A 16,988-nucleotide genomic window follows, 5' to 3' on the forward strand; every position below is an offset into this window, starting at 1 on the left:
GACCTATGACAGAAAATACTTTGAATGCTTTACGCAAAGATATAAATGAAATCGATTCAGACTTAATGGTGTTGCTTGCAAAACGCCGCCGTATTAGCCACAGTGTTTTGGAATACAAAATTACGAACAATAAACCTGTTCGTGACGAAGAACGTGAACAGGCTTTACTAGAAAAGCTGATTAACTATGGCAAGTCTCTCGGTCTTGATGCGTTTTATGTAAACAGTGTTTTTCAAACTATTTTGGAAGATTCGGTTTTAAATCAACAGGCGTTATTACAAAAAAGCCTCAACCCTGATTCATTGAGTGACACGCATCGTGTTGCTTATTTAGGTGGCCAAGGTTCATATAGCCAACTAGCCTGCCACAAATACTTTAGCCGCCGACCGGGTAAATTAGTTGAAATGGGCTGTCAGAGCTTTGAACAAATTACTCAACATGTTGAAAAAGGCCAAGCTGATTATGGTCTTTTACCAATTGAGAATACCAGCTCAGGCAGCATCAACGAGGTATTTGATTTACTACAACATGCTCAAGTCACTATAGTTGGTGAAGTCACACACTCTGTAGAGCACTGCTTACTGGCAGCCCCCGGCGCTGAGTTAAGTGACATTCAAAAAATATTTGCTCACCCTCAGCCGTTTGCACAATGTAGCCGCTTCATTCAAGGGTTAGATAATGTATTGCATGAAACCTGCGATTCGACGTCAAGTGCCTTAAAGCAAGTATCAGAAACACCAAATAGCGCTGCCATTGGCTCTGCGCAGGCCGGTAAAAATGTCGGCCTTGAAGTCATCAAAGCAGGGCTTGCGAATCAAACTGAAAACCACAGTCGCTTTATTGTTGTGGCGCGAAAAGCATTGCAAGTGTCAACTCAGATCCCAACCAAAACAAGCCTAATTATGGCAACCAAGCAGCAGGTTGGTTCTTTGGCCGATGCACTAATGGTCTTTAAAGCCCATAACATCAATATGGTGAAGTTGGAATCTCGCCCTGTACCGGGTAACCCGTGGGAAGAAGTATTCTATGTTGACTTACTTGCTAATACGGCAGAAAAGCATGTACAGAATGCCCTTGAAGAGCTTAAAGATCATACTCAATTTGTACGCATTTTAGGGTGCTATCAAAGTGAGTCTATGCAAGCCGTCGAAGTTTAAAATACACCATTAAGTTAATTGATAAAGGCACTTTTCTGAAGTGCCTTTTTAATATATTAACCTTTATTAAGGAGTGCTCGTTTAATGCCATTCCTCTAAATTAAGCGATCTATTTAGTTGCTCAAATGAGAAACTTCCAACGAAGTTAGCGTCAGTTTTAATCCCTCAAAATGATTGAGTATTATTGAGGATTGGTATAAACGTTATATATCTAACACCTTTGCATCATTGGCTTTATTAAGCAGACCACGACTTTGCTTTAAGAACTGCTCTGCACAGCCCGAGAAATAGTGTTTTGCTTCTGAGAACGAATCAATCAATGCCGCTTTATCGCCCGCTTTAAGTTTATCTAGCGTTAACTCAAAGGTTTCTTGATAACTCGCTAATAACCCTTCTACGTCATTAAATTGCGCTAACATAATGTCCGAATATAACTCTGGAGACTGAGCAAATAGCCTGCCGACCATCATTAATTCAAGTTGATAGATAGGTGAAGAGCAGCTTCGAAGCTCTTCTAATGTATGGCATTGCTTCGCCAAAAACTGGCCATAGACGAACGTGGTTAAGTGACGCATAACCTGAATGATCTGCATAGCTTGGTCGTGCTTTTTCGCATCCATTTCTACTAACTGGCAACCCCATACTTTTAACTGTTCAAGTAGACCAGAGCATGCTTCTGGCATTCGCCCAGAACACACCACAACAGTTTGCTTTACCCAATGAGAAATATCAGGGCCAAACATTGGGTGAAGACCAACGACTGGGCCCGTATGTTTATCCATTAGCACTTTTAAAGGTGCTTGCTTAACGGAGGTAATATCAACTAAGACACAATCATCAGGTAAAGCAGGCAGTGACGAGACGACTTCTTCCAAAGCGTTAATTGGCACACTCACAAGCACCAATTTAGCCCCAGTTAATATTGCCTCTGCATCGGCTTGTTGCGCTCGGTCCAAAATACGAATCTCATACCCTGAGCGAGTAAGCTGCTTAGCAAATAGCTGACCCATTGCCCCTTCACCACCGACAATCACAACAGGTGATAACTCTGGCGCTTTACAGGCAAGCTTACTTTGCTGATTTTCGTACGCCTCACGCATCATGCGTCTAAGCATATCTTCAACTAGATCTGGGTTTACGTTGTGTTGTTCAGCCTGCTGCCTTCTCGCTTCAATTAAGAGGCTTTCTCTGTCAGGCGCATGTAAAGGCGCGCCAATTTCTTGTTTGATGGCACCAATTTGAGATGTTAATGCGTTGCGTTTAGCAAGGAGTTGTACGAGCTGACTGTCGCATTCATCAATGCCGGCTCTAAGTTGTGCTAATGTTTGCTCACCCGTCATAACTGTAAACTTTTATGAACACCAGTAAATAAATAATTACAACTAGTCTAACAGGATGGCATGGCAGATAAAAGTGAAGAGATGAATTAAATTTATACCAATCCTCTTAATTAAGTAATCTATTTTGAGGCAAGGAAAACTCGTCGATAGCAAGGCGAAAATTTCTTATTTAGTTGTTCTAAATAAGAAATTTTCAACGAAGCTAGCGTCAGTTTTAGTCCCTAGAAATAATTGAGTATTCTTGAGGGTTGGTATAAGTCTATGACATCACAAAGTGCGATATGGTTTTTTGGTATATAAACCAAAACAGGCCACTCAAAGAGTGGCCTGTTTTTAAAGCGTAGTAAAACGCGCGTATTAATTAAGTTTTTCTTTAATACGTGCTGATTTACCTGAACGCTCACGTAGGTAGTAAAGCTTAGCGCGACGAACTGCACCGCGACGCTTAACTGTGATGCTATCTACTAGTGGGCTGTGCGTTTGGAATACACGCTCAACACCTTCACCGCTCGAGATTTTACGAACTGTGAAAGCTGAGTGTAGACCACGGTTACGCTTAGCGATAACAACACCTTCAAAGGCCTGTAGACGCTCTTTGTTACCTTCTTTAACGCGTACCTGTACAACAACTGTATCACCAGCGCCGAACGCAGGTACGTCTTGCTTAAGCTGTTCAGCTTCAAGCTCTTTAATAATATTTTGGTTTACTTTTGCCATTTTATTTCTCACATTCCTAGGTGTAACTGTCTTCTAGCCACAAGCTTGTTCATGTTCTCGCTGAAATTCAGCAAGTAACATGGCTTGCTCCTCAGTCAGAGCTAGGTTACGCAACAAGTCAGGACGTCTAAGCCAAGTTCTGCCTAATGACTGCTTAAGCCGCCATTTGGCTATCTCTTTATGGTTTCCGCTGAGTAATACAGCAGGCACCTGCTTGCCATCCAATGTTTCTGGCCGTGTATAATGAGGACAATCTAACAAGCCATCCGAAAAGGAGTCTTGCTCAGCTGATTGGTTGTGACCTAAAACACCTGGCACCAAACGCGCAACTGCGTCGATTAGTGTCATGGCTGGTAGTTCACCACCACTGAGAATAAAATCGCCGATGGACCATTCTTCGTCTACATAAGACTCGATGATCCGCTCATCAATACCTTCATAACGACCCGCAACTAATATCAGTTTTTCTGATGCAGCTAATTCAGTCGCACCTTGCTGATCTAGTTTTCGCCCTTGAGGGGACATATAAATTACTTTGGCGTTTTCTCCTGCTGCCGCTTTGGCATCAAGAATCGCTTGTTTTAATGGGTCAACCATCATCAACATGCCCGGACCACCGCCATAAGGCCTGTCATCTACGGTTCTATGCTTATCAGTTGCATAGTCACGTGGATTCCAACTGTTAAACTCGATTAAACCGTTTTTAACAGCGCGTCCCGTTACGCCTTGCTGGGTAATCGCATCAAACATTTCGGGAAACAGTGAAATAACACCGACCCATAATGGTTTTTGCTGGCTCATTTAAAAGCCTGGATCCCAGTCTACAGTAATTACTTTTTCTTCATGATTAACCCCCTTGATAACTGAATCAGTTAAAAACGGAATTAATCTTTCTGATTGACCAAACGCATCTTTTTTATTTGCTTTCACAACTAAAACGTCGTTTGAGCCAGTCTCCATCAAGTCATCGACTGTGCCTAAATTATAACCTTTATCAGTTACAACAGACATGCCGATAAGATCTCGCCAATAGAACTCACCTTCAGGGAGCTCAGGAAGTTGCGCCGAATCAACTGAAATTTCCACATTGGTCAAAGCCATTGCTTCGTCTCGGTCGTTTACTTGCGCAAACTTGGCGATAAAGCCCTTGTTGTGGCGACGCCAGTCACTCACTTCAAGAGATTGCCATTTACCTTGTTGCCCTATCAACCATGGGCTGAATTCGAAGATCCCTTGGGGATCATCAGTAAATGAATGCACCTTAAGCCAGCCCTTAATACCATAAGGGGCACCAAGCTTACCTACTACAATAATCGAGGTGTTTTCTTGACTCATGGTTACACTTACGCCTATTAAGCCGCTTTACGAGCGTCTTTAACTAACTTAGCTACGCGATCTGAAAGAGATGCGCCTTGACCTACCCAGTGCTCAACACGTGATAAATCTAAACGTAATTTCTCTTCTTGACCCGCAGCGATTGGGTTAAAGAAACCTACTTTCTCGATGAAACGACCGTCACGTGAGAAACGGCTATCCGCAACCACGATTTGATAGAATGGACGCTTTTTAGCGCCGCCACGTTGCAAACGAATAGTTACCATACCGTCCTCAATTAGTTGACTGTTTTCATTAATAAGATTTACTTCCCAATTTGGGAAGCTGGGGAATTGTACGAGTTTTTTTCAACAATGCAAGTTTGTTTTGGATTTTATTGTATTAAGCACGCACCCTTTAATTGCTTGGTAGTTGAAAAGCTTAATAAATTTGTCATACGAACAAAAAACGGATGTGGAAACTCACATCCGTTTTTTAAGCCTAGTAACGTAGACTCGCCTTAAAATGTCATTTTTGCATTGAGAGCAAAGTTTCTTCCTGGCTGCGTAAACTGTGTTAAATCTGCGTCAGCTGCCTGTCCTGCAACACTTTCATAAGGGATATATGCTTTATCAAATAAATTGAATATGCCGGCATTCAACTTCACTACACCAAAGTCATAATCAGCAAATAAATCAACAGTCCCCCACCCTGATGTTTGAACCACGTCGTTATTTGGTACCTTTGTCATGCGTTTAGCAAACTTAAACGCTCCTGTGACTGACCAATCACCTTTTTCATAACGGGCTTTCACAAAGCCATTCATCGGGCTGATTGAATTTAAGTACTCGTTGGTTTCTTTATCTTTACCATTTATAAAAGTAAGACCTGTATCAAACGAGACATTATCGTTAACCCACACTGTATAAGTTGTCTCGATCCCTTTTATTTCAACTTCACTGATATTTTGATATTGATAATATGTTTTGGGTGGCATGTTTGGAATGGTACTTGGTTCCACACGCACAACCTTATTACCTATGAAGTCCTCGAATTTTGTATTGAACAAGGTAATGGTAAAGCCATGTGATTCAAAATCACCTTTAACGCCAAACTCAACACTGTCACTGGTTTCAGGATTTAGATCTGAGTTTGGTAAAATCTGGTAAAACGGTTCAACACCATGGCTTTGATATGCAAGGTCATGCGGTGGAATTTTAAAACCTCGAGCGTATTGTGCAACAAGATTAAGGTTGTCAGAAAAAGAATAAACTAAACCAAGTTTTGGTGATAAGGCCGTTTCTGTAATATCAGAAAACTCTGTCCCCTCATACAAGGCATCTTTTTTAGGCGTCATGTCATACCTGTCTACACGAATACCTGCATTAAGGTCTAAAGAATCAGGTATAAGCGTGATGTTGTCCTGAAAAAATATCCCGAGCATACTTGTATCTGCACCAGGGAAAGTTTTCTGCCCTTCTTTATCAAGTAGTTTGTTCCCTTGCGCATCAAGTCGTGTTTTATATCGTGGTCTAGCTGTCTCGTAACTATCGTAATCAAAACCATAAACGAATTGGTGGTTTAGCCCTGCTACTTCTAAGTTTTTATCTAATACAACTCGAGCCCCCAAAATAGACTGCTCGAAGCGATAGTCGTTGTAATCGGTATAAGGGCCGGTTCTGCTGCGGCTACCGTCATTTGCGCGTAGTTGGTCACTCTTCTGCTCAAAGTCGGTGTAATAGACTTGTGCCTTCAAATTATCGTAAAAAGCAGTCGCACTCGCGCTATCAAATGCTAAAGACAAAGATAGGCTTTCATTCTGATCCGTTGTCTCATTAATTGTGGCTGCTATTACTTGCTTTGTTTCTTGGTCAAAAAAGTCAACCGTTGCCAATAAACGTTCGTTGTCTGAAATATCAAATTCTGATTTGATCAACACAGCATTCGAGGTGTAATCAAAGCCAGGGAGATTTTCTTGGTAATTTTGCGCTTCTTTACCATCTCTTCTCGTTAATTGAATCGATGTCGCATTCATCTCACCTACTTTTTGAGCATACGTAGCTGAAAAGCTCTTTTCAGAATTAACGCCATAGTAACCTAACCCTAATTGTGCATATGTGGTGTCATTCGCCAAATAATCTGACGGGTCCTTGGTTGAGATAACAACAATACCACCAAGCGCATCAGAACCATATAAAGAGGACGCAGCACCTTTAGCTACTTCAATTTGTTGAACGTTATCAATATCAAAGTATCCACGACCAATGATCAGGCCACCGCCGCCTGCATAGGCATCGTTTATACGTCGGCCATCTTTGATATAAACCACACGGTTTCCACCGATGCCTCGAATATTGAGCGCTTGAGCTTCACCTGTAGAGCCCGATGTTGTAATCCCTGTTTGATACTTAAATGCAGTATTTAAGTCCACTGCCAACTCACGTTCAATTTCTTGTTCAGTAACGACATTCACTGAGCCCGCAACATCAACCAGTTTTTGCTCAATTCTAGAGCCTGATACAACAATAACTTCACTTTGCTTTTCAAACTGAGCTTCTTCAGCCGCAGCAATAAACGAACATGATGCAGTTAATACAGCTGCAGTAATACTGATCGAAATGGGTGTCTTCTTAAACATTTTTTTACCTCAAACAGGAAGAACGAATCAATTTCGAGAGCACTATAATCACATTTTAAATTGATCACAAATGATAATTGTTTTTATTATTATATAGATTTTAAGGGTTCTGATAGGTATCATCAGCAAACGAGGATGAAATAACATAGAGGGATTTAGCAATTTGCTCATAAAGCCAAGGCTATGGCTATGAGTGCTATGAAAATTTATAAACAAGAGAAAACAATGAAACACATTATTTCTATTGGTTTACTGCTTTTAACCATTAGCTTTAATAGCTCAGCACAAAGAATTGTAACTGCAGGTGGCACCATCACAGATATAGTCTATGCACTTGGCGCTGGAGAGAAAGTGGTCGCTGTAGATACATCAAGTACTTGGCCACCTAAAGCAGTTGCTCTACCTAAAGTAGGCTACTATCGAGATCTGGCTGCCGAAGGCGTTTTATCAAAACAGCCAACAATTATACTGGCCTTAGAAGGCACAGGTCGCCCCGAAGTACTTACGCAATTAAAGAGTACTGGTGTTGCACTCAAGCTTTATAACAAACCTAAGCATGTAGATGGGCTTTTTCAATTAATCAATCAAGTCGCCGCTGATTTAAACCAACAAGAGAGCGCGCAAAAGCTTATCGCACAACTAAAGAAAGCATTGCCAGTCAAAGCCCCTATTTCTGAATCTAAAGCATTATTTATTCTTTCAGCTGGTGAGCGAGGGTTAATGGTCGCAGGCAAAGAAACGGTGCCTGATTTACTTTTTAGTTATACAGGCGTGCGTAACCTCGCTCAACATAAGGGCTTTAAACCTTTTAACCGCGAATCTTTAGTAGTGAGTAACCCTGATTTCTTGGTGGCACCTAGCCATGTTGTAAATGGTGCTGGCGGCGCTGAAAAATTTTGCCAACAGGCTGCACTTGCGTTAATTCCAGCTGCAAAAGCATGTCGGCTACTTATTATGGACTCCTTAATGGCACTGGGTATGACAACACGCTTACCAGAAGCTATCGCGACATTAAATGAATTTCACCTTAAAAATGTACTATGACCACTCTTGCGCTTCCTACACTTCACTCTAACCAGCACTTAAAATGGTATTGGCTCAGTGCCATCTCACTCTTTTTCTTGGCTTGGCTTTCATTAAGCACGGGACCAGTGGGTTGGGATTGGAAAATGCCAATTGCATGGTTAATGCCCGATAGTTTTGTAACCGACATCAACGCATTGCAACTTAGCGTAGTATCGCAAATTCGCTTACCAAGACTTGTTCTGGCCATTCTGATCGGCTCGGTTTTAGCTTGCAGTGGGGCCGCTACGCAAGCCTTATGTAGAAACCCACTCGCAGATCCGAGTCTAATGGGGGTGACTGGCGGTGCGGCTGTCGCAGCGATTGCCGTCATTGCACTCGCGCCAAAAGTAAGTTTCATTAATGAAGCCATGATTGCGCCAGCTGCATTTGTCGGAGCGTTAACGATTACCAGTATTATTTACCGTCTGGCAAACCACCAAGGGCAAGTACAAATAACAACCCTACTACTCGCCGGCGTTGCCATCAATGCGATAGCCATGGCGATAATTGGACTCTTTAGCTTCTTTGCCGATGACAGTGCACTGCGTTTGATGACGTATTGGCAAATGGGTTCTCTGGGTGGTGCGAGCTGGTCAGCCATTACCTATGGTGCACCACTTATCATAGTGAGCACACTCTGTTTACTTATGAAAAAAAGACAAATTAATGCCCTTATGCTGGGCGAACGTGACGCAAGACATTTGGGCGTCAATGTAAAACGTCTGAAAACAGAAGTCGTCTTTTTCGTAGCACTTGGCGTTGGCGGTGCTGTTGCTATGGGTGGCATGATTGGTTTTGTTGGTCTGGTAGTGCCGCATATCGCAAGACTACTAGTTGGTCCAGATCTAAGAAAAATGCTACCACTGAGTATGCTGCTGGGTTGTTTGTTAATGCTGCTGGCAGATTGGATAGCACGCTTAATTGTTGCCCCGTCTGAATTACCAATCGGTATTGTGACCGCATTATTTGGCGCACCTTTTTTCATCTACCAATTAATTAAACAAAAACGAGGTATGCATGCTTGAATGTCATAACCTTAATATTACACGCGGCAATAAGCATATTATTAAGAACTTGTCGTTTAACGCAAAGCAAGGCGAATTTATTGTATTACTGGGTGAAAATGGCGCCGGAAAATCAACACTGTTGAGTGCAATTTGTGATGATTTATCTTTTACAGGTCAGGTGACCTTTTACAATCAGCTATTATCTGACTTTGACCCAAATACGTTGGCAAAACAAAGAGCGATGCTATTGCAAAATAATCGCGTCAATTTTGCGTTTAGTGCAGCCGAATTGATTGCCATGGGCCGCTACCCGTATCAAGAAAGTACCAAAGAGCAGGCCGACACCGTAAGTCAAATTATTGAGATGCTCTCTTTGGCTCATTTAGCAAATAGAGATGTCACTGTGTTATCGGGTGGAGAGTTTCAACGGGTGCAATTTGCACGATGCTTGGCGCAACTCAATGCACATAAAACGGATACCAAAGGCAAACTCATGTTGCTTGACGAACCGACCTCTGCATTAGATTTACACCATCAACATTGTACGTTAGGTATAGCGAAAGCGTTTGCACAGCAAGGTAATACTGTCATTGCTGTATTGCATGACTTAAACCTTGCGTCATTATATGCGGATAGGGTTTTATTACTGCACGATGGATATATCCATCAAGATGGTAGTCCGCAACATGTCCTTAAAACAGACATACTACAACCTATATATAGAGCTGGCATGCAAATTAACCAACATCCCAGCTTTTCAATTCCTATGATTTTTTCAGAACCTCTTACAGGAGCCCAAAATGCGTGAACAGGCAGCTTTTGAAGCACGCACTTTAGTCAGACAGTCACATGTTTGTGTGATCTCAACAATTTCAAAAAACCTGCAAGGTTATCCTTTTGGGTCTGTGTCGCCATTTATGACAGACAATCAAGGTCGGCTTATTTTTTATATTGCAGGGATTGCGCAACACTCACGAAACTTGAGTGAAGACAGTAGAATGTGTGCCACTGTATTTGATGCTGCAGAACAAGGTGATCAGAATGCTCATGCCCGCGTTACCGTGGTCGGTGATGCAGCCCCAGTACCAAAAGAAGAATCTGAATTGCTACTGGCAAGATACGAACGACAATATCCAGAAGCCATATCGTACCGACAAGCCCATGATTTTCAGCTTTGGAGAATGGAAGTAAAGCGTGTTCGCTACATCGGGGGCTTTGGCCACATCTTCTGGATTGAACAAAATGAATGGCAACTAGAAGCGCCACAATTTTCGCTTGAAGACGAAGCTCGTATGGTTGAGCACATGAATGAAGATCATCGCGATGCCAATCAACTCATTCTTAAGCTCATGCATAATATTGAAGCCGATGATGTTGTGATGACAACGCTCGTATCGGATGGCTGTTATCTAAGAGCTAATGAGAAAAACTATTTCATTCAATTTGAAACGCCATGCCATGATGGTATGTCAGTGCGTAAAGAGCTTGTGAGATTAACAAAAGCAGCAAGATCACAAGCAGAGGCTGTAAGCGCTTAGTTAGCGTCTTGTAAACTTAAAACAAAAAAGGAAGCGCCTCTCGGTTGCTTCCTTTTTTTAATATAATTATAAAGTTTTAATTAAAACTTCGGGCCACCACCCATCATGCCAGGTGGCATCATGTTTTTCATGTTGCGCATCATTTTCATCATGCCACCTTTACCCTTCATCTTCTTCATCATCTTTTGCATCTGGGTAAATTGCTTAAGCAGTTTGTTGACGTCTTGTACCTGAGTACCAGAACCCGCTGCAATACGCTTTTTACGAGACCCTTTGATTAAGTCAGGACGAGCGCGTTCTTTTGGTGTCATTGAGTTGATGATCGCTTCCATTTGATTGAAAGTTTTGTCACCCACCTGATCTTTCACTGCATCTGGTAAGTTAGACATACCAGGAAGCTTATCAAGCATCCCCATCATGCCACCCATATTTTTCATTTGACGAAGTTGCTCTGCAAAATCTTCTAGCGTGAAGCCGTCACCTTTAAAGACCTTTTCAGCAACTTTTGCTGCTTTGTCTTTATCGACTTTCATTTCAACTTCTTCGATTAATGAAAGTACGTCACCCATGCCTAGAATACGTGAAGCAACACGATCTGGGTGGAAAGGTTCAAGTGCATCAGTGCGCTCACCCACACCGATAAACTTAATTGGTTTACCCGTGATATGACGAATTGATAATGCTGCACCACCACGCGCATCACCATCGGTCTTAGTCAGAATAACACCAGTTAGTGGTAACGCTTCGTCAAACGCTTTTGCAGTGTTTGCAGCATCTTGACCCGTCATAGAGTCAACAACGAATAAGGTTTCAACTGGGTTAATTGCCGCATGAAGATCTTTGATCTCGTCCATCATGTCGCTATCTACGTGCAAACGACCTGCCGTATCGACAATCACAACATCAATGAATTTCTTCTTCGCATGGCTTATCGCATTGGTAGCAATATCTACAGGTTTTTGCGAAATATCACTTGGGAAAAACTCAACATCGACTTCGTTAGCTAGTGTTTCAAGCTGTTTAATCGCCGCAGGACGATAAACGTCGGCACTCACGACGAGTACTGATTTCTTTTTGCGCTCTTTTAAGAACTTAGACAGTTTACCAACACTGGTGGTTTTACCCGCACCTTGTAAACCCGCCATCATTAATACCGCTGGCGGCTGCGCAGCTAGGTTAAGCTCTTCATTGGCTTCACCCATGGCTTTTTCAAGTTCTTCACGCACTATTTTGATGAAAACTTGACCCGGGCTTAAGCTCTTCGTTACTTCAACACCAACCGCACGTTCCTTTACTTGTTTAACAAACTCACGAACAACCGGTAATGCAACATCAGCCTCAAGCAGTGCCATACGCACTTCACGGAGGGTTTCTTTAATATTGTCTTCGGTAAGTCGGCCGCGGCCACTGATGTTTTTTAACGTTTTACCTAAGCGTTCTTGGAGATTTTCAAACATGTATTAGGTTCCAATAAGTCGTAATTGAGCGCATTATACTGATATGCAGGCGAGTAATACAGTATTCAAGTAAAGACAAAGTTTCTTTTTATAACCTCTTTGCAAGAACGGTGGCATAAAATACAATAGCCTATAACAAGGATACTAACATCTGGACTACATTTAACATGTTGATCATTAGCCTGTCTTTACTTGCCAGCCTTTTATATGTTCTAGCAACAGGGCATGTACTGTCACGCCTATTTCATAAAGAAGGGCCGAGCCAAAAACTAACGGTTCTGCTCAGTACAGGCGCTATATTGGCGCATATGTTAGTGTTAGTAAATTCAGTTTTTACCCATGATGGGCAAGATTTAAGCACTGTTAATGTCGCGATGTTAACTTGCTGGGTAATTGTCGTGAGCGTCACAACTGTATCACTAAAGTTCCCTGCTACTCTGTTACTCCCTGTAGTCTATGGCTTTGCTGCTATTTTATTAATCGCCAGCTTATTTATCCCCCATCATATTATTATGCAAAGTATTAATGTGGATTTAGGGCTCGTTGTACATATTTCGCTGTCACTACTTGCTTACTGTATTTTGATTATTGCTACACTTTATGCTGTGCAATTCTTCTATATAGATAAACGTCTGAAAGAAAAAGACCTAGCCATTATGAACAGCCATCTACCACCTCTTATGTTGGTTGAAAGGCAACTTTACCAACTGCTTACTGTAGGCACAGGTATCTTTACATTGGCACTCATGTCTGGATTTATCTTTCTTGAAGGTATGTTTGCTAAAGAGGTCATCCACAAAACCGTGTTATCAATCATAGCTTGGTTAGTTTTTGCAACTGTTACGATGGGTCATCACCGCTTTGGCTGGCGTGGTAAACCTGTAGTTTTTGCAATTTTAGGCGCCTCAGGTTTAGTGACTTTGGCCTACTTTGGAAGCAGATTCATACAAGAAGTAATTCTGGTAAAATTTTAACTTGACTCAGTACTTTCAGTAACGCTTAATACCTATTCAATATTAGAAAAGGGATCCTCTTTTGGACGACATATCAACCGGTACGCTCTTTGCTATTTTGGGCTTACTTATTTTGCTCTCGGCTTATTTCTCAAGCTCAGAGACAGGCATGATGTCGATAAATAAATATCGACTAAGACACTTAGAAAAAGAAAATCATAAAGGTGCGAAACGTGTTAGTAGCTTACTACAGCGTCCTGATAGATTAATTGGTGTCATCCTCATTGGTAATAACCTCGTTAATATTGCTGCCGCTACAGTTGCTGCCATTATTACAGAAAGGTACTTCGGTGATGTTTGGGGTCCTCTTGTCAATACAATAGCACTCACATTCGTAATTCTCATCTTTGCAGAAGTCACTCCCAAAACACTCGCGGCATTACATCCAGAAAAAGTTGCCTTTCCAAGCTCTGTAATATTGAAAGGTCTCTTGAAACTGATGTTCCCATTTGTAATTGGATTAAACTGGATCACCAATGGCATTCTTAAGCTGTTTGGTATTTCAAACCAAGACATTGAAGAACATAGCTTAAGTAAAGAAGAGCTAAAAACAGTGGTAAATGAGTCCAGCGCATTACTGCCTAGCAACCACCAAAACATGTTGACGTCTATTCTCGATTTAGATCATGTCACGGTTGAAGATATCATGATCCCACGAAACGAAATTAATGCCATTGACATTAATGACGATTGGAAAGACATCGCCAAACATTTAACCAACGCACAACATACTCGCGTATTGCTGTATCGTGACCAGATTGACGATGCTGTTGGCTTTATTCACTCTCGAGATGCGCTTCGACTGCTAACCAAAGAGCAGTTCGATAAACCGTCTCTTTTACGTGCAGTGCGTGAAATTTACTATATTCCTGAAGGCACCTCATTAAATACTCAGCTTTTAAAATTCCAACAAAGCAAAGAGCGTATTGGTCTGGTTGTGGATGAATACGGTGACATTCAGGGCTTGGTCACACTTGAAGACATTCTTGAAGATGTTGTGGGTGATTTCACAACAACACAAACTCGTGCAGCGAGCGAAGAAGTTGACGTACAGTCTGATGGCTCTGTATTGGTTGATGGTACGGCCAATATCCGTGAAATTAACAAAGAAATGGAATGGGAATTACCAACAGAAGGCCCTAAAACTTTAAGTGGCTTAATTGTTGAGTATTTAGAAGATATTCCTCAGAAACCTCTAGGAATGAGGATTGCAGGCTACCCAATTGAAATTATCGAAATCAAAGAAAACATGATAAAACAGGTTAAGGTGTTTCCTGAGAAAAGAAAGTAACAACTTTGACTTTATAAGTTTTCAATATTAAAAAAGCCGCGTTTGCGGCTTTTTTAATACAACACAACCAGTAAAAAAATTTAGCTAAATAGCCTTTCAAACCAAGACTTATCTAATTCAGCTTCACATCTTTTTAATTGCGCACCATAGCGTCCAGCACGATGCTTCACTTTGTTTGCTACAGCCATCAACCATTTTTTCTTTCGATAAGTACCACGCTTATATCCACCCCATCCTTCATGGTAGTTAAGATACTGCGCATAGGCATCCCATTTAGAAATACCATTCACTTTATGTGTTTTGTAAACAAACCAAGCCATAAAATCAATGGCATCCTCGAAGTCATCTCTATCGGCGCCTGAATTACCTGTTTCTCGAATGTAATCTTGCCATGTGGGTGTTTTTGCTTGCGAATAACCATATGCAGAGCTTGCTCGGCCAATTGGAATAAATCCTAAAAAGTACTCCATTGGTGGCGCTGCATCATGTCGAAACGAGCTCTCTTGATACATCATTGCCATCAGAACATGCTTAGGAGAGCCCCATTTATCTTGGGCATCTCGCGCATCGTAATACCAATCTTCTTTTTCTTCGAAGATCTTACAAATATTGTCTGGCTGTTTAGGTGGCGCAGTAGCACAACCGCTCAAAACAGCAGCAAAAGATAAGGTGAGAAAACTTTTTTTAATTTTTTTCATTTTTTAGTGAACTTATCTAGATTTCACAAGTCTGAGTTTATGAATGCAGTGGTTTAGCATTGTTTCATCCCTGATTTAATATTTGCGCAGCTAATTTAGCTGCGCTTTTTTTTGCCTAAGCGTTGGCAAAATAATCATCTAAAAAGGCCACAAAAGTTAAATTATCCTCAGACACTTTTTGCTTCTGTGCTTCGTGAGAAGCGCCTGCATCTGCATCAAGACTTGAGCTTGAGTAGGTTACAAATGACTGAGACTGATGCGCTAACTTATACTCATTCGCCAACTCAATTGCATAGCTTCCGCCATCTTGTTGGTTTTGTTTAAGCTGAGATAAGAACTGACCTGATAGTGTCTTATTCGGATCAGAAATGCATTCACGCCATAGTTTGATTGCATTCTGATAGACATTCGAGTCATTTGCTTTGTCCATATACTGAGCCACATGCACTAACTCTGCAAAAATATCGCCTGCCCATGTTTGCAAAGAAACAGGAGAACCGTCACGTTGTAGCTCAAGGTCCGGTTTACGACCGAAGTTCACTACGGCTTGTAAGTTAGCTTCTGTTAACCTTTGATCTTCACAGCTTAAAGCGGGTGCGTCTTTAAGCAGACAATAGGTTAAAAACACATCTAAGAAATTAATTTGCTCTAGACTGATCCCCGTCTGTGAAAAAGGATTAACATCTAAAGCGCGGATCTCAACGTATTCAATGCCTGCTCTTGCTAAAGCTTGAGTCGGAGTCTCACCGCTCAGTGCATTTCGCTTTGGTCTAATCGGCGAGTAAAATTCATTTTCGATTTGCAGTATGTTTTTATTCAGTTGCTGCGGTGTTTCAGCCTTGTAGTCAGCTAAATCACCATATAGGTCAGAATGACAACCAATTGCTTCTCGTAATCCTGTAATGTACTCATCTAGATTGTTATAAGTCACTTTTAAAGATGACTGAGCACTGTTGGTATAACCTAAATCACCAAGTCGTAATGCTGTGCCATGCTCTAAATAAAGTGTGCCTTTACCCAAGGCTTCAAACGGAAGGTCACTTTCATTGCCTTGCAAGAATGATTTACACAGCGCTGGAGAGGCGCCAAACAGATAACTGATTAACCATAGCTCACGTTTAAAGTTTCGAATAAGGCCTAAATATTTTTCAGAGATAAAGGCTTGTTTCTCAGCACTGCTTTGTTCAACTTTTTGTAGGCTGTCCCACAAAGTATCTGGAAATGAAATATTAAAATGAACACCGGCAATAGCCTGCATCATACTACCGTAGCGGTTTTTTAGACCTTCACGATAAAGGGTTTTCATTTTACCAATGTTTGATTCGCCAAAATACGCTAGGGCAATATCATCTTGATCTTCAATGAAACAAGGCATACTCATGGGCCATAATAGCTCGTCACCCATTTTGCTTAAGGTGTATTTCTGTAAGTCTTGCAGTTGCGCTAACGTCTCTTTTGGATCTTCACTCACAGGGGTAATAAACTCGAGTAATGATTCTGAAAAGTCAGTGGTAATATGCGAGTTCGTTAATGGGTGACCTGCGTCTTGTGGATGAGGCGTTTTGGCAATAGAGCCATTCGGGTTGATCCTTAATGCTTCTCGCTCAATACCACGCTTAATGCCTTTAATGGCTTGCTGGTGTTCTGCTGCAGAGAGTGCTTCTAAGCGAGTCTTTAATTCTGGTGTATTCAAAAAATTATCCTCAAGCCAATAGGCAATGTTCAATCAATGGGGGCACATCCCCAATACTCA

At 41.6% G+C, this 16,988-nt stretch carries 16 protein-coding genes; 7 read left to right on the plus strand and 9 right to left on the minus strand.

Features of this window, described 5'->3' with window-relative positions:
- The first annotated feature begins 5 nt into the window (after positions 1–5).
- Entirely contained in the window at positions 6–1,157 is a 1,152-nt protein-coding gene (locus PP2015_RS12670) for a chorismate mutase (protein ID WP_058030690.1), read from the plus strand.
- Between the two features lie 203 nt (positions 1,158–1,360).
- On the opposite strand, the gene tyrA is transcribed toward PP2015_RS12670, so the two are convergent.
- The 6 genes from tyrA to PP2015_RS12700 form a co-directional block, all read right to left on the minus strand.
- Positions 1,361–2,497, minus strand: a complete 1,137-nt coding sequence (tyrA, locus tag PP2015_RS12675; RefSeq protein ID WP_058030691.1) for a bifunctional chorismate mutase/prephenate dehydrogenase — start codon at positions 2,495–2,497, stop codon at positions 1,361–1,363.
- A gap of 357 nt (positions 2,498–2,854) precedes the next feature.
- Positions 2,855–3,214, minus strand: coding sequence for a 50S ribosomal protein L19 (gene rplS / locus PP2015_RS12680; RefSeq protein WP_058030692.1), 360 nt, complete (start codon positions 3,212–3,214; stop codon positions 2,855–2,857).
- Positions 3,215–3,247: 33 nt separating this feature from the next.
- A complete protein-coding gene (gene trmD, locus PP2015_RS12685; RefSeq protein WP_058030693.1) occupies positions 3,248–4,015 on the minus strand; it encodes a tRNA (guanosine(37)-N1)-methyltransferase TrmD in 768 nt (255 codons plus the stop codon).
- Complete coding sequence (gene rimM, locus PP2015_RS12690; protein WP_058030694.1) at positions 4,016–4,549, minus strand: ribosome maturation factor RimM; 534 nt, start codon at positions 4,547–4,549, stop codon at positions 4,016–4,018. It lies immediately after the preceding gene.
- Between the two features lie 17 nt (positions 4,550–4,566).
- A complete protein-coding gene (gene rpsP / locus PP2015_RS12695) occupies positions 4,567–4,815 on the minus strand; it encodes a 30S ribosomal protein S16 (protein WP_058030695.1) in 249 nt (82 codons plus the stop codon).
- A gap of 233 nt (positions 4,816–5,048) precedes the next feature.
- Positions 5,049–7,166: a TonB-dependent hemoglobin/transferrin/lactoferrin family receptor gene (locus PP2015_RS12700; protein WP_058030696.1), complete on the minus strand. Its 2,118-nt coding sequence runs from the start codon at positions 7,164–7,166 to the stop codon at positions 5,049–5,051.
- A 189-nt stretch (positions 7,167–7,355) separates the two neighbouring features.
- Between PP2015_RS12700 and PP2015_RS12705 the strand changes: the two genes are divergently transcribed.
- From PP2015_RS12705 to PP2015_RS12720, 4 genes are read left to right on the plus strand one after another with little or no spacing between them, the layout of a single operon-like run.
- Complete coding sequence (locus PP2015_RS12705) at positions 7,356–8,210, plus strand: heme/hemin ABC transporter substrate-binding protein (RefSeq protein ID WP_227009227.1); 855 nt, start codon at positions 7,356–7,358, stop codon at positions 8,208–8,210.
- Complete coding sequence (locus PP2015_RS12710; RefSeq protein WP_083496584.1) at positions 8,207–9,256, plus strand: FecCD family ABC transporter permease; 1,050 nt, start codon at positions 8,207–8,209, stop codon at positions 9,254–9,256. Before PP2015_RS12705 ends, PP2015_RS12710 begins: the two co-directional genes overlap by 4 nt.
- Positions 9,249–10,046: a heme ABC transporter ATP-binding protein gene (locus PP2015_RS12715; RefSeq protein WP_058030697.1), complete on the plus strand. Its 798-nt coding sequence runs from the start codon at positions 9,249–9,251 to the stop codon at positions 10,044–10,046. Before PP2015_RS12710 ends, PP2015_RS12715 begins: the two co-directional genes overlap by 8 nt.
- Positions 10,039–10,776, plus strand: a complete 738-nt coding sequence (locus PP2015_RS12720; protein WP_058030698.1) for a HugZ family pyridoxamine 5'-phosphate oxidase — start codon at positions 10,039–10,041, stop codon at positions 10,774–10,776. The genes PP2015_RS12715 and PP2015_RS12720 overlap by 8 nt, the downstream gene beginning before the upstream one ends.
- Positions 10,777–10,856: 80 nt before the next feature.
- On the opposite strand, the gene ffh is transcribed toward PP2015_RS12720, so the two are convergent.
- Positions 10,857–12,233, minus strand: coding sequence for a signal recognition particle protein (ffh, locus tag PP2015_RS12725; protein ID WP_058030699.1), 1,377 nt, complete (start codon positions 12,231–12,233; stop codon positions 10,857–10,859).
- Between the two features lie 167 nt (positions 12,234–12,400).
- Between ffh and PP2015_RS12730 the strand changes: the two genes are divergently transcribed.
- A complete protein-coding gene (locus PP2015_RS12730; RefSeq protein ID WP_058030700.1) occupies positions 12,401–13,207 on the plus strand; it encodes a cytochrome C assembly family protein in 807 nt (268 codons plus the stop codon).
- Between the two features lie 61 nt (positions 13,208–13,268).
- Positions 13,269–14,537, plus strand: a complete 1,269-nt coding sequence (locus PP2015_RS12735; protein ID WP_058030701.1) for an HlyC/CorC family transporter — start codon at positions 13,269–13,271, stop codon at positions 14,535–14,537.
- Between the two features lie 80 nt (positions 14,538–14,617).
- Here PP2015_RS12735 and PP2015_RS12740 read toward each other — a convergent pair whose 3' ends face one another.
- Both PP2015_RS12740 and gshA read right to left on the minus strand, forming a co-directional pair.
- A complete protein-coding gene (locus tag PP2015_RS12740) occupies positions 14,618–15,235 on the minus strand; it encodes a transglycosylase SLT domain-containing protein (protein WP_405127338.1) in 618 nt (205 codons plus the stop codon).
- A gap of 115 nt (positions 15,236–15,350) precedes the next feature.
- The gene (gene gshA, locus PP2015_RS12745) at positions 15,351–16,928 is read right to left on the minus strand and encodes a glutamate--cysteine ligase (protein ID WP_058030702.1); all 1,578 of its coding nucleotides are present in this window, start codon (positions 16,926–16,928) and stop codon (positions 15,351–15,353) included.
- Positions 16,929–16,988 lie beyond the last annotated feature (60 nt).

This window comes from Pseudoalteromonas phenolica (assembly GCF_001444405.1).
GTDB lineage: Bacteria > Pseudomonadota > Gammaproteobacteria > Enterobacterales > Alteromonadaceae > Pseudoalteromonas > Pseudoalteromonas phenolica.